Annotated in this window: 19 protein-coding genes and 1 pseudogene; 2 read left to right on the top strand and 18 right to left on the bottom strand. The window is 40.4% G+C overall.

The genetic code is table 11. The features are described 5' to 3' along the window. Positions 1 to 36: 36 nt before the first annotated feature. Complete coding sequence (locus BLO53_RS07320; protein ID WP_255363887.1) at positions 37 to 537, bottom strand: IS200/IS605 family accessory protein TnpB-related protein; 501 nt, start codon at positions 535 to 537, stop codon at positions 37 to 39. Between the two features lie 44 nt (positions 538 to 581). Between BLO53_RS07320 and tnpA the strand changes: the two genes are divergently transcribed. Then, positions 582 to 896: an IS200/IS605 family transposase gene (tnpA, locus tag BLO53_RS07315; RefSeq protein ID WP_092060136.1), complete on the top strand. Its 315-nt coding sequence runs from the start codon at positions 582 to 584 to the stop codon at positions 894 to 896. 6 nt (positions 897 to 902) lie between these two features. On the opposite strand, the gene BLO53_RS19790 is transcribed toward tnpA, so the two are convergent. The 8 genes and pseudogenes from BLO53_RS19790 to BLO53_RS07280 form a co-directional block, all read right to left on the bottom strand. Then, positions 903 to 1,031, bottom strand: coding sequence for a hypothetical protein (locus BLO53_RS19790; RefSeq protein WP_255363886.1), 129 nt, complete (start codon positions 1,029 to 1,031; stop codon positions 903 to 905). Between the two features lie 19 nt (positions 1,032 to 1,050). Next, positions 1,051 to 1,854, bottom strand: coding sequence for a cyclophilin-like fold protein (locus tag BLO53_RS07310; protein ID WP_242875329.1), 804 nt, complete (start codon positions 1,852 to 1,854; stop codon positions 1,051 to 1,053). Positions 1,855 to 1,873: 19 nt separating this feature from the next. Continuing rightward, a complete protein-coding gene (locus BLO53_RS07305; RefSeq protein ID WP_092060134.1) occupies positions 1,874 to 2,470 on the bottom strand; it encodes a DUF1643 domain-containing protein in 597 nt (198 codons plus the stop codon). A 119-nt stretch (positions 2,471 to 2,589) separates the two neighbouring features. Continuing rightward, positions 2,590 to 2,760, bottom strand: a pseudogene (locus BLO53_RS07300) (DNA-3-methyladenine glycosylase I); the annotation flags it as partial. Positions 2,761 to 2,773: 13 nt separating this feature from the next. Continuing rightward, positions 2,774 to 4,012, bottom strand: coding sequence for an immunoglobulin-like domain-containing protein (locus BLO53_RS07295; RefSeq protein WP_092060132.1), 1,239 nt, complete (start codon positions 4,010 to 4,012; stop codon positions 2,774 to 2,776). A gap of 25 nt (positions 4,013 to 4,037) precedes the next feature. Beyond that, the gene (locus BLO53_RS07290; RefSeq protein WP_092060353.1) at positions 4,038 to 4,793 is read right to left on the bottom strand and encodes an AAA family ATPase; all 756 of its coding nucleotides are present in this window, start codon (positions 4,791 to 4,793) and stop codon (positions 4,038 to 4,040) included. 352 nt (positions 4,794 to 5,145) lie between these two features. Then, on the bottom strand, positions 5,146 to 5,415 hold the full coding sequence (locus BLO53_RS07285) for a hypothetical protein (protein ID WP_092060130.1): 270 nt from the start codon (positions 5,413 to 5,415) through the stop codon (positions 5,146 to 5,148). Positions 5,416 to 5,456: 41 nt separating this feature from the next. After that, positions 5,457 to 6,875 (bottom strand): AAA family ATPase, encoded by a 1,419-nt coding sequence (locus tag BLO53_RS07280; RefSeq protein ID WP_176757205.1) that lies wholly within the window; start codon positions 6,873 to 6,875, stop codon positions 5,457 to 5,459. Between the two features lie 207 nt (positions 6,876 to 7,082). Here BLO53_RS07280 and BLO53_RS20005 point away from each other — a divergent pair, with 207 nt between their 5' ends. After that, positions 7,083 to 7,202 (top strand): helix-turn-helix transcriptional regulator, encoded by a 120-nt coding sequence (locus BLO53_RS20005; protein WP_092060126.1) that lies wholly within the window; start codon positions 7,083 to 7,085, stop codon positions 7,200 to 7,202. Between the two features lie 21 nt (positions 7,203 to 7,223). Here BLO53_RS20005 and BLO53_RS07270 read toward each other — a convergent pair whose 3' ends face one another. The 9 genes from BLO53_RS07270 to BLO53_RS07230 form a co-directional block, all read right to left on the bottom strand. Continuing rightward, positions 7,224 to 7,793 carry an HD domain-containing protein gene (locus tag BLO53_RS07270; RefSeq protein ID WP_092060124.1) on the bottom strand — a complete coding sequence of 190 codons (570 nt, stop codon included), beginning with the start codon at positions 7,791 to 7,793 and terminating at the stop codon, positions 7,224 to 7,226. Positions 7,794 to 7,917: 124 nt separating this feature from the next. Then, positions 7,918 to 8,133 (bottom strand): hypothetical protein, encoded by a 216-nt coding sequence (locus BLO53_RS07265; RefSeq protein ID WP_143003223.1) that lies wholly within the window; start codon positions 8,131 to 8,133, stop codon positions 7,918 to 7,920. Positions 8,134 to 8,182: 49 nt separating this feature from the next. Next, positions 8,183 to 8,779, bottom strand: a complete 597-nt coding sequence (locus BLO53_RS07260) for a helix-turn-helix domain-containing protein (RefSeq protein ID WP_092060120.1) — start codon at positions 8,777 to 8,779, stop codon at positions 8,183 to 8,185. Between the two features lie 282 nt (positions 8,780 to 9,061). Next, positions 9,062 to 9,403: a hypothetical protein gene (locus tag BLO53_RS07255; RefSeq protein WP_092060118.1), complete on the bottom strand. Its 342-nt coding sequence runs from the start codon at positions 9,401 to 9,403 to the stop codon at positions 9,062 to 9,064. A gap of 33 nt (positions 9,404 to 9,436) precedes the next feature. Next, the gene (locus BLO53_RS07250; RefSeq protein ID WP_143003222.1) at positions 9,437 to 10,312 is read right to left on the bottom strand and encodes a sodium ion-translocating decarboxylase subunit beta; all 876 of its coding nucleotides are present in this window, start codon (positions 10,310 to 10,312) and stop codon (positions 9,437 to 9,439) included. 38 nt (positions 10,313 to 10,350) lie between these two features. After that, entirely contained in the window at positions 10,351 to 10,653 is a 303-nt protein-coding gene (locus BLO53_RS07245; protein ID WP_092060114.1) for a hypothetical protein, read from the bottom strand. A gap of 44 nt (positions 10,654 to 10,697) precedes the next feature. After that, positions 10,698 to 11,249 (bottom strand): hypothetical protein, encoded by a 552-nt coding sequence (locus BLO53_RS07240; RefSeq protein ID WP_092060112.1) that lies wholly within the window; start codon positions 11,247 to 11,249, stop codon positions 10,698 to 10,700. Between the two features lie 130 nt (positions 11,250 to 11,379). Next, positions 11,380 to 12,741 carry an FtsW/RodA/SpoVE family cell cycle protein gene (locus BLO53_RS07235; RefSeq protein ID WP_092060110.1) on the bottom strand — a complete coding sequence of 454 codons (1,362 nt, stop codon included), beginning with the start codon at positions 12,739 to 12,741 and terminating at the stop codon, positions 11,380 to 11,382. A gap of 2 nt (positions 12,742 to 12,743) precedes the next feature. Then, complete coding sequence (locus BLO53_RS07230) at positions 12,744 to 13,073, bottom strand: PadR family transcriptional regulator (RefSeq protein WP_074891996.1); 330 nt, start codon at positions 13,071 to 13,073, stop codon at positions 12,744 to 12,746. Positions 13,074 to 13,320 lie beyond the last annotated feature (247 nt).

The following is a 13,320-nucleotide window of genomic DNA, read 5'->3' as shown; positions in this document are numbered from 1 at the left end:
AATCGTATCCATTACCAAATATCCTCATCCTGTCTTTCAAGTCACGCCGGAATGGCGGCATGAACCTGTAGGATGCTCTATGCAGCCTGCAGAACAGGGCATGTCCACTATGCCCCTATCCCATTGGCTTACCTTTGGGAATACTTTCCTTAAGATGTTTGCAGCTCCATTTATGTCTGCATTTGTTATTGTACCATCGTAGTGCCTGTAAAGTCCTCTCTGTATCCTCTTTCCTGAGAAAAAGTAGTTTCCTGAACTGTTCTTATACGCAGGGATATAGTCTTTTGCAAGAAAGTCTGCCTTTGATGTGTAGCTTTCTTCCGTGAGAACAAACTTTATACCATATTCAGCAAGTTTGTATCTGAGCATGTCTGCAAATATCAGCATTGGTATCTGCACAAAATTCTGGTTATTGACATGTCCTATACCTATCTCCTGTTTCTGGTATATATTATGTCCCATCACTACTACATCTACATGGTTATCCCTTGCATAGGCTGCAAGCTGTCTGCTCACCTTATGGAACTGATCCTTTATCCTTCTGTTCCTCTTTTCAGTAAGAGCATTACCTATGCGGACGCATGAACAGTGAACTCATTTCTGCAGAGACAGATGTCGATCACATGCATCTGCTGATCTCCATGCCACCTGATGTGGCACCTGTAAAACTCATCAACTCGTTAAAATCACAGCTTTCCAAAGAAGTGAGAAATACATATAGGACTCATATAGAAAAGTATCTGTGGAGAGATTCACCCTTCTGGAGTGCAAGTTACTTTTGTGCAACTACCGGAAGCGTTTCTCTTGATACTGTTAAGAAATACATTGAAGATCAGCGAACAGAAGAACACAAACGCAAATACAGTAAGACGGGGAAATACAAAAAGAAAAGCTAGTGCGATTCATCCCACAACCGATTTCATCGGAAGGGATTTTCTCGCACGATGTTTATAATATCCATCTCCTGTAGTACGCGGCCCGCTGACAACTTCATAGCCATCTGCTCTATTTTCATCAGATTCACTCTCCATAAAAGTGCGAATTTGCCCCTTACTTTATCTCTAAAACAACATCACCATTACCAAGAAGCTGTGTCAGCTCTTCCTCAGATAGATCAATATGCCCGAGCTTAGTATATGCCCAGGAATTTGAACCATAGAAAACCACAATCTGATTTCCTGAATAAAGCACGATATCCCCAAACTCTGTTGTGATCTGCTTATCATCCCGGCTTATGCTCTGACCTATTGATCCAACCTGCTCAAAGCCGCCATACATTGACATGTTTACTTTGAGAGGCAAGATTTCCTTCAGCTCATTTACCGAGGCATTATCTTCCCATGTAACCTGCATTTCTTTTCCATCAATATAAAGTGTCATAGCTGTCTCTTTTGCCTCCTCTGTAATAACCTCTCCAGTCCAGTCGATAATTCCACCAAACTCAAAGACATTAGTATATCCCATATCAAAAAGTTTCTGTGCTGCCTCTTTGCTGCGCCTTCCACTCCTGCAATAAACAAGAATTATCTGTTCAAGATCAGGAAGTTCCGATGGCATAGAATCAGTAATACTTTCGTTAGGGATACATATAGCTCCCGGAATGTGCCCTTCATCATACTCATCCTGGCGCCTGACATCTACAATCACATGGCCATCATTAAGATCCATCATCAGCTTTGCTGTTTCCTGATCAATCTGCGTGTAGCTGTCTTTATCGTTCTTTGACGCAAGGAAAATAGATGTCGGTCCATCAGCCCCGCCGATAATTGTTACATCCGATTCAGTTTTAGATCCGCAGCCCGTCAATACTATGGCTAGCGTAAGCATCCCAATGGCTAAATATCTTCTTTTCACTTAATAGTCTCCTCAGTCATCACCAAATATCCCCATCTCTACATTCGCAGGCATAATCAAAAACCGGGAACCACTGAAACTCAGAATTCCCTTTCAAATACAGCGGGTGTCTGGGATTCCCCCATCTGGTCGTAGTTCCAAGGTGGTACCACTCAGCCTCTTCTATCATATCCTGAATGTCAAAAAGTGTGTTACCAAGATAATCCCTGGAATCAATAAGATCTCCCCATGCAGCCCATACCTTATCAATGAAGTAAGATTTCTGAAGAGCTTCCAGGACCTTCAGGTTCTTCTCGATAAGTTTTTTGTCTGCCTTGGCAGGCAGATCATCGGGATTTGTTGCCCTTAGCGGGTAAAGATTCGCCATGATCCATCCATCACAGGCAGGATCTTTTTGAACAAACTTACGCACTCTTTTAATAGTGGGATCCAGATTGTTCTCTCCTGCAGAAGCTGTGCTGGGATTCACGCCAAACACGAGCATGTTCCTTCTGCCGGGCTGTCCAAGAAGATATCTTTCCTTCTCATCCCCGATATAAAGCCATCCACTTGGGATGTCATCTTGTCTTTCAAGCCACGCTGGAATATCTTCCAACATTCTTTTATCTATTCTCATACTATTCTCCGTTCCATCTGAACATGCGGAATTCCATCCTCTAGGAACTCAGCTGATACCACCTTAAAGCCTTCTTTTCTTCAAATCCTTGCTAATCATATCTGAAAGGCCGTTACTCACCGGAATATCTCCCTCTTATTGATCATCATGTTCCAGTTGAGGCCACACTGCATTACTTCCATCATCGGGAACTCAAACTGTCCCCTGTCATCATGCAAAGGCACGCCCCACTCAGAGTCGTGATACTTTATAATCAGTTCAGAAGACTGATCCCAGGAACAATATGACATATTTTAATCTCCCTCATCCGGCAATCAAAAACTGTGCGCTCATAGTATACCGATTTAAACTATCCCCTTCGTCGCTGGCTCCTGAATCCAAAACTGTCTTGGTTATCTTATATGTTCCAGGTTCAAGCTTTCCGTAAAGCCACTCCCAGTTAGTTTCAACCTCAGCTTCCCCATTCTTTGGAATATTGTAGCCAATATCAGTGAAAACTCCATTATCGATTATCGTTGGAACCGCTTCCCACTTCTCACCTTCACGTTTCTCAAGGGTGTAGTCTTCTCCATATATCAGCTCACCGGTATTCTTATCATCATATTGCCTGAAATGAACAGTCAGTCCTGAAGGAGTAACATTACTTACGCTCATCATGAGCCCAAGAGCTTCAACTTCAGAATCTGAAATGTACTGTCCTATTCCGCCTTCAGTCTTGCTGGGATCAAACTTAAGCGTATCCAAAATAGTATCTGCTTCTTCCCACATATGGCTTATCCAGGAATCGCAGTCTATACTCTGGGCAACTATCTGCGGACGTTCATCGCCAAACGTAATGAAATCCCAGTGCTCATGATCATCATATGTGCCAACACGCGCGGTATATCCCGCTAATGTAATCTCTTCCTGGGAAAGACCTGTACCGCAAACGCCAAAGCTATCTGAGCAAAAGAGCTCTATCTGCCCTGCATCTGCAGATTTTGGTTTTAGTATCAATCCATATAGACCATAAGTGAGCTTCCCGTCATCCACTGCAGAAATCTCCGCTGTCCATCCTTCCGGAACAACTATAGACATCTCTCCATAGGGTCCGCCCACTGAAACTAGCTGCTTTTCATAAGCACTTCCTGTGGCAAAAGAGCTCCATTCGCCATAAACTCTCTCGGCTCCGTTGCCTTTAAATGCCCTTACTCTTATTCTGAAATCGAAATAATCCTGGGCACCGGTAACATAAGAATTATCTGAAATCTCTACAGTTTCAGGTTCTCTGTATTCCTTTTCTGAATAGTACTTATTCTCCTCAGAGACTTCGTATCCATCAGCGCCCTCAACCGGATCCCAATCGAAAACAACCTCTGCACAGTCTTCTCCTGGTCTCAAAATGCCGTCTTTAACCGCAGGCACGCCAAGACTATCAACTTCAACTGTTTCCGGTTCACTCACTGTGCTGGAAGCAGCTCTGCTATCTGCCACTTTATTGTTTCCACATCCAACAGCGGCAATCGTCATAAGCATTACCATAGCAACACATAATCTTTTCATACGGCTCCTCCATTGCTTAGTGCAATCACTCATCCTCCAGATTCCAGGGATCTATATCAAGCTCATCACTTAACAACCTCTTTAAAAGTTGCTCCTTATTCTCTATAAACATCTTTGTAATCTGGTAACTATCCGTGTCCTCATAATCAATCGTATGAATCTGCCCATCATCAAAGCTTAGTATCTCCGCCCCAGGAATTCCTAACAGTATAGGAGAGTGAGTTACCATAATGAACTGAGAATCCTCTTTTGCACAGTTTACAATCTCCAGTAAAAGAGTCAGCTGCCTCTGCGGCGATAATGCTGCCTCTGGCTCGTCCAAAAGATATAATCCATTACCTTGAAAATTGGATTGTACAAGTTGCAGAAAGCTTTCCCCATGTGATCTCTCATGAAAATGTTCATGCCTGCCTCTCGGATCCTCTTTTGCGTACATTTCCTCTGCTGTAGCAACATTATAAAAGCTCTCTGCTCTCAGGAAATATCCCCATTTAGGCTTTCTAATCCCTCTGGAAAGCTTAATTGCATCGCACAATTCAGATTGCGAATCATACGTTGAAAAGCTGTAATTCTTGGTTCCGCCTTCAGGATTAAAACCATAATTCACAGCAATCGCTTCCAGCATGGTGGACTTTCCACTACCATTTTCGCCAACAAATATCGTGATTTTATTATTAAAAGAAAGATAGTCCAGACCTTTGATTGCCTCTATCCCACGAAGGTAACTGCCTCCATCTATCTTATCCCAGTCAACGCTTACTCCTTGAATTGGTAAGCTCATTCTCTCATCTAAAAAATCCACAACAATCCCCTTAGTTGGTTGGTTAATTCTCGTCACAATCTTTTCACAATGTTTTAAGCTTGGATTAAAGTTCAAGTTCTATGATAAAACCATCAAGAAGAACAAAGCTTCTTGCCCCCACACACATACAACTTTTTCATAACACACATCCATTATAACCCCAACAGCCCTATTCCTCCCACAAAAAATGGACTGGATTGCTCCAGCCCACGTAAAATCTTCATGCAATTACATATTCAAAATTTCCCACAGCTCCGGAGTCAGATATTTCTTCAGAAGTCTCTCCGCATCCACGCTTCCGAATCCGCCGTAGAACAATTGCTCATAATCTTCAAACCCTTACATATGTTTCCCTTATCGCACTTATTTCAGTATCAATATCAGAATCAATGCCAAGATCTGCAAAAACAATATTTTCTCCTTTAATGTTCTCAAGAAAGCTGTCCACTGAATCAGCCACATCCCCAGTTACTTCAACCCGTTCTCCTTCCGGGAGGATTTGAAACAGTTGAAAGACATCATTTTTATGCTTTTTCAGATCTTTAGAATTAACATGTTTTCCCTCAGCTTTTTCCTTCATGAGATTAACCCAAGCCATCATCTTATCTTTCTGACCGTACTCACCTCCTTAACAAGGTTGCCTTATATAAACAAATCATCTAATGTCAAGACTCTTGTAATATGTTCCGTATTGGCTTTTCCTGCTATATCTTCAGCTGATATAACCACAATTTTAAGTGCCTTATCAGTTTTAGTTTCTTTACGATAAATATCTCTCTTTTTTAATAAATTTTTCTCATATTCCGGGCTGACAGAAAATGCAGTATCAGTATATTTTTCTTCACAGAGGTTTATTATCCCGTCATCCCGTTCTATGCACAAGTCTATCTGAGCTTCATTTTTTTCGCTGACCCATGCATACTCGTTAGTTTGTACTCCCGATATACCCAAAGCATTCTTAATGCTATCTATATGATACATGCAAAGTATCTCAAACGCATGTCCACGCCAATTCGTATACTTTCCGGTGTCGCTCTTAAAATTTTCAAATCTTGTATTTTCGGATATGCCATTGGTCAGGAATTTATAATGAAAGAGCAAAAACGGATCCACAAGCTGCAGTCTTAATGGATGCCCTTTCGAATAATTATCTACACTCTCATGCACATATCCGCATTTCACCAGGTCATCCACAGCCCTGGAAAATGTTCCTTGAGATATATCCAGACTTTCAAAGCACTCCGCTTTTGTCATACCATAAAGATGGGAAGACAGGCATTCCATTATAGTATTATATGCCGCCGATTTTTTTAGCGTTGCCTCCAGAAGTTTCTTTGATTCATGACGCAGTAAAGCATGAGGCTTGAATATCAATGCATCAATATTCCAATTCAGACTCTCATCCGGATTCAACAGACTAAAAAAATATGGCAACCCGCCAAATACCATCTGACATTCTGCTATTTGTCTTCGCGACCACCCAAACTCTCTGTCCTGCATATACATTTCTGTTTCCTTCAGTGAAAACGGGCGCAGGAATATTTGGCTTGTAACTCTGTCATACAGGCTTCCTGAATCTTCTAAAACATTTTTTATGATCCACGAAGTCGCACTTCCACATATTATAAATACGTAATCTCTATTAACCGTTCCACATCTGTTCCAAAACTCTCCAAATGCCTCCAAAAAATCCGATCTTGCAGTCGCGAACCACGGGAATTCATCAAAAAAAACTATTTTCTTTCCATGAACAGAACGTTTTGTTTCCTCCGCAGATAAAACCTTCTCAAGTCTCGAGAATGCCTCAAACCAGTTTGCCGGAATGCGTTTTTCTTTATCTCCAGCTTCTGCAAGCCTCTGCTTAAAAGATTTTAACTGTGTGCGTGTATTGCCGCTTTCTACTCCGGTTGCACGAAACGCAAAATAATCCGCATATGTCTGTTCAACAAGATATGTTTTCCCAACACGCCTTCTGCCATATACACATATCAGTTCCGATTTTTTTGATTTTTCACACTTTTCTAATTCTCTGATTTCTTCTTTTCGCCCTATAATGGCCATATGCAGTCTCCTTGTATAAAGTTTTTCACAAGACGGATTATATCGCATCTGCCAATTATAGTCAATATTCGCTTTATATTTGGAGATTTTTAACGTTATTTGTGAATTTTCTCCATTTATGCAGCATTTTTCTTTTTTGAAAGAATTCATAGAATATTAAACTATTCAGATCAATCACATTTGGGCAAGTTCTACTTCTGAAAAAGTGTGAATAGGCTTGCCGGCTTGCGTCACCTCTTGCTTACATACTTCAACCGCTGTTTTAAAAAAGAGTATGGAATGACCCCAACAGAATACATTTTAAAAACCATTCGGCTGAAAGAATAGTGATATTATCTTCCAAGATAATCATTTCCGACCTTCTTTTTTAATCTTTTCCAAGGTATCTTCGAGAATCACCTTTCTTAGATCTGTAAGCCATTCTGAAAAGGCTACTGTATCAAATGCATATGTCTTATTAAGCTCATACTCATTTTCAGACCAGGTATCGATTGGAGACTCATTATGCTGGATCAAAGCCTCAAGCTTATCCAACGACTTGTACAGCTTAGCTTCTTTCGTCTCCTGCGCATCCATTTCTTTATACAGAACCGCTATATCATCCGATAATTCCTTGGGAAGAGACTTGACCCACTGATCCAGAAGAGAATCTTCAACTTCCCTGTCAGCGTCAGTCTTAATGAATGTAGGAATATCTCCCGTGAAGCATTCGCCAAGGTCGTGAATAAGACACATATCAACCACCTTATCGATATCAAGATCTTTAAACTCATGTCTTAAGAGAAATGCCATGAGTGATATACGCCAGCTGTGCTCTGCAACGCTCTCTGTCCTGCGCTTCGTTGTTGTGCAGTGACGAGGTGTGTCTTTTAACCTCTCAGCCACATGTAAAATCTCCAAATACTCCCTTGCATTCATACCTCTTCCTCCGCATAATTATAAACACTTATCATCTACTATATCCTTTTTCAGCATATAAAAAAAACCCCACATCAGCTGAGAACCAGCCAATGTGAGACCTTATCGAAGCACAACAGGGGATTTATTCCTCGGTCTGCTCTGCCTTTTTCTTTTCTTCATTGTAACGCTTGAATATCGTAACTATTGTGATTATGATAGGACCCAAAAACAGTCCAAAGCCAACCGCCAGCATGAACATTTTAAGGAATACAGGTATATTGAAAAAGCCTGCAAATACAATCATCATAAGCCCAACAAAATTTGCATATCCATATTTATTATTTAAAAAGTTCGCCATTTTTTCATCCTTCAAAGTTAAATCTTCTATATTTTCAATATCTTGTTTATTACTTAAATAAAAGCATTAGCATAAGTCCTATACCTCCACACAAAACCGCAGCTATAACGCCTGACAATATGGTGGATAACACTTTCTGATAAGGTCTTTTTGCCTCTTCTCTTATCTGATCTTCTTTAGAAAGCATCTCTCCCTTTGTAAAAGCTATAATCTCCTTGTATGTCTGGACATTATATTCTTTTTTGTACTTCTCAATTCTTGTTGCAAAATACATTGTGCAAGCAAACAGCACTGCAAATGGTATAAAAAACCAAAAGCCAATTGTAAACGCCAGCACCGGTGTTGTGATAAGAAGAGCTATTATAGAAATCAGCATTCCTATCGCATAGGTGTTCATCTTGTTAATGTCTGCCTGCGTTTGTTCCGTGATGATTCTTTCCATCTTTTCAACATCTCCCTTCAATAGTTGGTCTACGGAGACACCAAATATTTCACTTAGAAGCAATACGCTCTGAATGTCAGGATAGCTTTTATCATTTTCCCAATTTGAAATTGTCTGTCTTGAAACGAAAAGCTTCTCAGCCAATTCATCCTGGTTAATATTTTGTGCTTTCCTTAATTCTTTAATTCTGCTTCCTAGTTCCATAGTCGTATGTCTCTCTTTCCACCTCAGAATACCGAGATATTGAAAATGCTGCCATCAAAAGGCTTTTACATTAGCATTTATAGCCATGTCAAAAGTTTTTGACATCCGCTTGTTTACTGGAGTTCAGCCTCGTGGCAGCGTTAAATATCAGTTGTGATTTTTTGTTGTACTTCTGATCATTTTACTAGTCAAATGTCATTTTGTTTTGCCATTCTTCTTGATAAGCAGGACAGATACCATCTTTATCGTAATATATTATGCTATAGAATTTTACGAAAATAACTATTTAGTTAAAACATACTTTTTTACAAGTATATGATGACAAATCACCATAATAACTATAGGTGCAAGAACCCCTACAACCAAAGGAATCACCGGATGTAGACTATTCCTGATAAAAGCTGAACACAACCATGAGCATAAAATGCATCCTCCGTAGATTACCCACATCATTCCATGCTTCTTATTCCAAGCATTTACATCTGACAATCGTTCTTTTTCAGGTGGCTTTTCTCCTGTATAAAATCCAACAGGATCTTTGCTCTTCAATTGGCTGATCCCTATCCCAAACATAATCAGTGCAACAAAACCAAAAACTACTCCGGAAATAATTGTTCCTGCCATAATGTGCATCTCCTTTATTCAATAAGCTGCAAGTTACTTATCCAGCACAAACTCGGCCTTCTCCTGATTCCAAGTGCCATCACTATTAAGCGTCAGATGCATAAGGACGTAACCAAGCGTATCTGCATGTCCACCCATACCCTGCATATAGAACTTGATTATCAATTCCGGCTTTTTTCCATCATCATTGATAACAAAGCCACTGGCAAAATCGCCTCTTATCCATGCGTCTTTGCTCAGATTGTTCCTTAGTTCCTCAAATGCCTCTTCAGTATATCCTTTGCTCTGATATATCTGCTTAACTTCATCCCAGCTGAGGGCTCCTATTCCTACATCTTCCTGGAATATTTCTACGTCTTCATCTCCCCACAGAGTAGCATAAGGATTAGATTCAGAATCTATGGGCAGCTTTATCTCTTCTCCATCTGCCTTGTATACATGAGGAAGGTAGCCTCCATCCCCGCCATTATATTTCAAATCCTCAATCACGATCTTTTCAAGAGTCCCATCTCCATCAAGGTCTGCCTCTTTAGTATAGCCATCCTTCATGGATTCATGCTCGTGTGGATCTGGAAAATACTCCGACACAGAAGCATAGTTAAGGTCTATCCACTCACCTTCCTGTCCTTCAGCGTTTGGTAGATTACCAAAACCGCCCTCGCCAGGTTTATATTCGTGTGTTGTCTCTTCAGGTACTCCTTTTGGCGTAACAATTATTTCTTCCGCCTCGAGAACATCCGCTGTCTGGTCTTCTGAAGCCTTATCACTTCCAGTACTTGGTGCCAGATAAATTGAAGTAGGCCCGTCTGCGCCCCCGATTATCGAAGCGTTATCATCTTTCTTTTCCCCGCATCCCACAGCTCCTAATATTAGAGCCAGTGTCAATGCACTTGCCATTACTCTTTTCATAAGTATCACTCCGCTCACTATACCTTTTGCTAAAGCCTTCATGCCTGAGCTTTTCTTATATCAGCAGTATCCTGAACTGCCTTAGGCAGCCAATCTGCTTTGACATAATCAAGCGGAATAACCAACTCTTGTATCTTGTCGTCCTTGCCGGGTCTCTTGATATCGTCTGGTAAGTAATCCAGCCCAACTTCCCTTAAACTCATGACACTATCATAAATCCAGCCAACAGCTTGGTTATCGCAATACAAGCAATAGCACCCAAACATCTTTTTTACTTTCACATCAAGCTCGATAAGTGCATCTAACCACTCCTGTACTATTTGTGGATCTTCATAAGCCATCTTTTCCCCTCCATAAAGACAACGCTTTTACCTTTTCAGCTTAATCATGTATCTTTCATAAAAATATACAGTATATCTTCATCCGCATCATATAAAGCTACAGTACAGTTTATTGAAGCTCTGTTCCATAATTCACTCTCATCATAAGGATCCGCAGCTTCAGTGTGGCGATCATAGAAGAAATAATAGCCATTAGATATTTCCGGAATAGCTTCAGCACATTCATCCCCGATGGAATTATTGATCAAATTGGAAACCTCTTCAGAAATAGGAAAACTTTTCCAGTATTCAGATTCTTCCATTTCCGGTTCCATCGAGCTATCAGTAAACTGATAGCTGTATAAACTGCTTCCGTCTCCATGAAAGCCACCGTGAGTGTCCTTAGAGGAAATCTTATCTCCCCAAATTACATTTATTCCACCCTTTTCATATAACCAGCTAAGAGCTTTGTCTTCTTTGCTCTTTGATGCCAGAAATATTGATGTTGGTCCATCAGCACCACCAATTATATCTAAATTATCATCCTTCTTGGCACCACATCCAATAGCTGCTATGGCTATAAATAACGTTAGCGCCGCTATTACAGTTCTTTTCATAAGCCCCTCCAACAAAAACACATAAGAATATTATATACTTTTTACACCAGGGAAAAAAGCGGAATATTGCCATTTCACATAACCTAACGAAAAAGAGCACTCCGCTTAAGGAATGCCCTTTAACCAATTCTTAGTTTTTCATGATTTCCATATTACCAAGCTTTAATCTTCCGCGTATGCCTATATCCATATTCTGCGGATATGCATCCTTATATTTGTATATGCTGAGTATGATTCCCAAAAAGATATATGCCAAAACAATATTGCTTCCGCCAGCTGAAAAGAACGGCATAAACGAATCTGCATATGGGACCACTCCCATATTCTGGAACACATTTATGATCAGATTTGCAAGTAGGACATTCATACATCCAACTCCCATTACAAGTCCTAGCTGATTTTTGCTTTTTGCTGATGCTATACATCCGGTTACAATCATTGCTACCACAGCAGCAACTACAACTAACACGATGACAAGACCATATTTGTTAGCCAAATAAAGAAGAAGAAAGTCACTGTTAGGATTTGGCAACGCACCCAAAAGCTCTTTTCCGGAATCCCCCACCATGTTAACTTCATTAAATGAGCGTACAGTTCGTGTTAAAAATGCAGCATCATTATCAAGATAAAGAAACGCTCTGATCCTCTCCATCTGATAATTTGCCAGAGAGCCTGTTCTGTAAAGCAATGCAAGTATGGCTAATGGGAGCACAGTGATTGAAGCCCATAGCACAGCAATCGTAATCTTCTTAGGAACTTTAAACCATCCTTTAGCAACAGCTATTGAGAGCTGAACTGCCATAGTCATTACAAGTACCAATGCCGTCATAAATCTCGGCCATTTTAATACAAATACTGCCGGAACTATCATCCAGATAAGCACCTTAAGGAATGCGCCAGCACTCCCTCCACGATACTTGTAAACTATTGCCCCATAAAGCGGAACATATAAAAGCATAAACGCTGACGTAAGAAAGCGTACCGGTCCCACTGTCAGATACATATGCACCCCATTGATTGTTAATCCCAGACTTCCAAGGAGCAAAGCCACGAACATGGCAATAGCTATAACCTTTGCATATTTAGCAATAACAGTATAGTCGATCATATATATAACGATCATGGCAATTAATCCTGCCAGGACATTAGTATAAAAAACATGGCTTCCGATGACACTTATACTTGCATCATGTGCTGATGCATCTAAAACCATGAGTTCATGAACTACACTGCTTGCAATTCCTATCAGAACAGCGATAGCAACTACACTCCAAGCAATCCTCGGCCTATGTATCCTATCCATGGAAATTCCTACCTCAATGGGATCTCCCATATCAGCTACGGCTGCTTTTTCGGCTTCTTCCCTGTCCATTCCAACACCCATGTTGTCATTGATCTGATCTTCAATATGAGAACGTATTTCCCCTTCAATGCCTTTATGAGCCTTCTTAAACCTCACCTGTTCAAGAAGTTTTCTGATATACTCCTCCATTGTCACACCTCCAATGCCAAAACATTTGCTATTGCGCCTGAATACTCATTCCACTCTTCTGTTTTGCTTTTGAGGAGTTTTTTTCCTTCTTTAGTAATGCTGTAGTATTTCCTTGTTTTACCAAGAAACTCCTGCTCATAAACAGTAAGCATACCCTTCTCTTCAAGACCATGAAGAAGTGGATAAAGAGTACCCGCCTTTAGCTCAAATACATTCTGGGACTTCTTTCTGAGAGTATCGATCATCTCATATCCGTACATGTCTTTTTCCGACAAAAGCTTAAGCACAAGCATCGTCATGCTCCCGGTCAAAAGTGACTTATCAACTGCCATGATGTCCTCCTTTATATAGATTGTCTATATATTGCTTATCTATATACTATATCGTTGTTCGATATATGTCAATAAAAAAAAGAGCCCCCTATGACAGTTGACCCTGGGAGACTTATGTCTGCAGGGATAAATAATAAGTATAAAAAAGTCATTCTTCCCAAAGAAGCAGTTCTCATGCTTGCCTTTCTCTTTAATTCATTTTTCATCCGTATAAATATATCTGCAATTTCAATAATGGTAGTATAAT

Origin of the sequence: Butyrivibrio sp. INlla14, from assembly GCF_900102515.1 — a bacterium.
Classification (GTDB): domain Bacteria; phylum Bacillota; class Clostridia; order Lachnospirales; family Lachnospiraceae; genus Butyrivibrio.
The sequence above is the reverse complement of the archived record's forward strand: the minus strand, read 5'-3'. Positions and strand labels throughout refer to the sequence as shown.

Bases quoted from the DNA above. Each gene is read 5' to 3' on its own strand.
- BLO53_RS07285 (WP_092060130.1), bottom strand. From the start codon at position 5,415: ATGATGGCTTGGGTTAATCTCATGAAGGAAAAAGCTGAGGGAAAACAT.
- BLO53_RS19790 (WP_255363886.1), bottom strand. From the start codon at position 1,031: ATGGAGAGTGAATCTGATGAAAATAGAGCAGATGGCTATGAAGTTGTC.
- BLO53_RS07260 (WP_092060120.1), bottom strand. From the start codon at position 8,779: ATGGAACTAGGAAGCAGAATTAAAGAATTAAGGAAAGCACAAAATATT.
- BLO53_RS07245 (WP_092060114.1), bottom strand. From the start codon at position 10,653: ATGGCTTATGAAGATCCACAAATAGTACAGGAGTGGTTAGATGCACTT.
- BLO53_RS07290 (WP_092060353.1), bottom strand. From the start codon at position 4,793: ATGAGCTTACCAATTCAAGGAGTAAGCGTTGACTGGGATAAGATAGAT.
- BLO53_RS07235 (WP_092060110.1), bottom strand. From the start codon at position 12,741: ATGGAGGAGTATATCAGAAAACTTCTTGAACAGGTGAGGTTTAAGAAG.
- BLO53_RS07240 (WP_092060112.1), bottom strand. From the start codon at position 11,249: ATGAAAAGAACTGTAATAGCGGCGCTAACGTTATTTATAGCCATAGCA.
- BLO53_RS07250 (WP_143003222.1), bottom strand. From the start codon at position 10,312: ATGAAAAGAGTAATGGCAAGTGCATTGACACTGGCTCTAATATTAGGA.
- BLO53_RS07230 (WP_074891996.1), bottom strand. From the start codon at position 13,073: ATGGCAGTTGATAAGTCACTTTTGACCGGGAGCATGACGATGCTTGTG.
- BLO53_RS07305 (WP_092060134.1), bottom strand. From the start codon at position 2,470: ATGAGAATAGATAAAAGAATGTTGGAAGATATTCCAGCGTGGCTTGAA.
- BLO53_RS07265 (WP_143003223.1), bottom strand. From the start codon at position 8,133: ATGGCGAACTTTTTAAATAATAAATATGGATATGCAAATTTTGTTGGG.
- BLO53_RS07280 (WP_176757205.1), bottom strand. From the start codon at position 6,875: ATGGCCATTATAGGGCGAAAAGAAGAAATCAGAGAATTAGAAAAGTGT.
- BLO53_RS07295 (WP_092060132.1), bottom strand. From the start codon at position 4,012: ATGAAAAGATTATGTGTTGCTATGGTAATGCTTATGACGATTGCCGCT.
- tnpA (WP_092060136.1), top strand. From the start codon at position 582: ATGAACAGTGAACTCATTTCTGCAGAGACAGATGTCGATCACATGCAT.
- BLO53_RS07270 (WP_092060124.1), bottom strand. From the start codon at position 7,793: ATGAATGCAAGGGAGTATTTGGAGATTTTACATGTGGCTGAGAGGTTA.
- BLO53_RS07255 (WP_092060118.1), bottom strand. From the start codon at position 9,403: ATGGCAGGAACAATTATTTCCGGAGTAGTTTTTGGTTTTGTTGCACTG.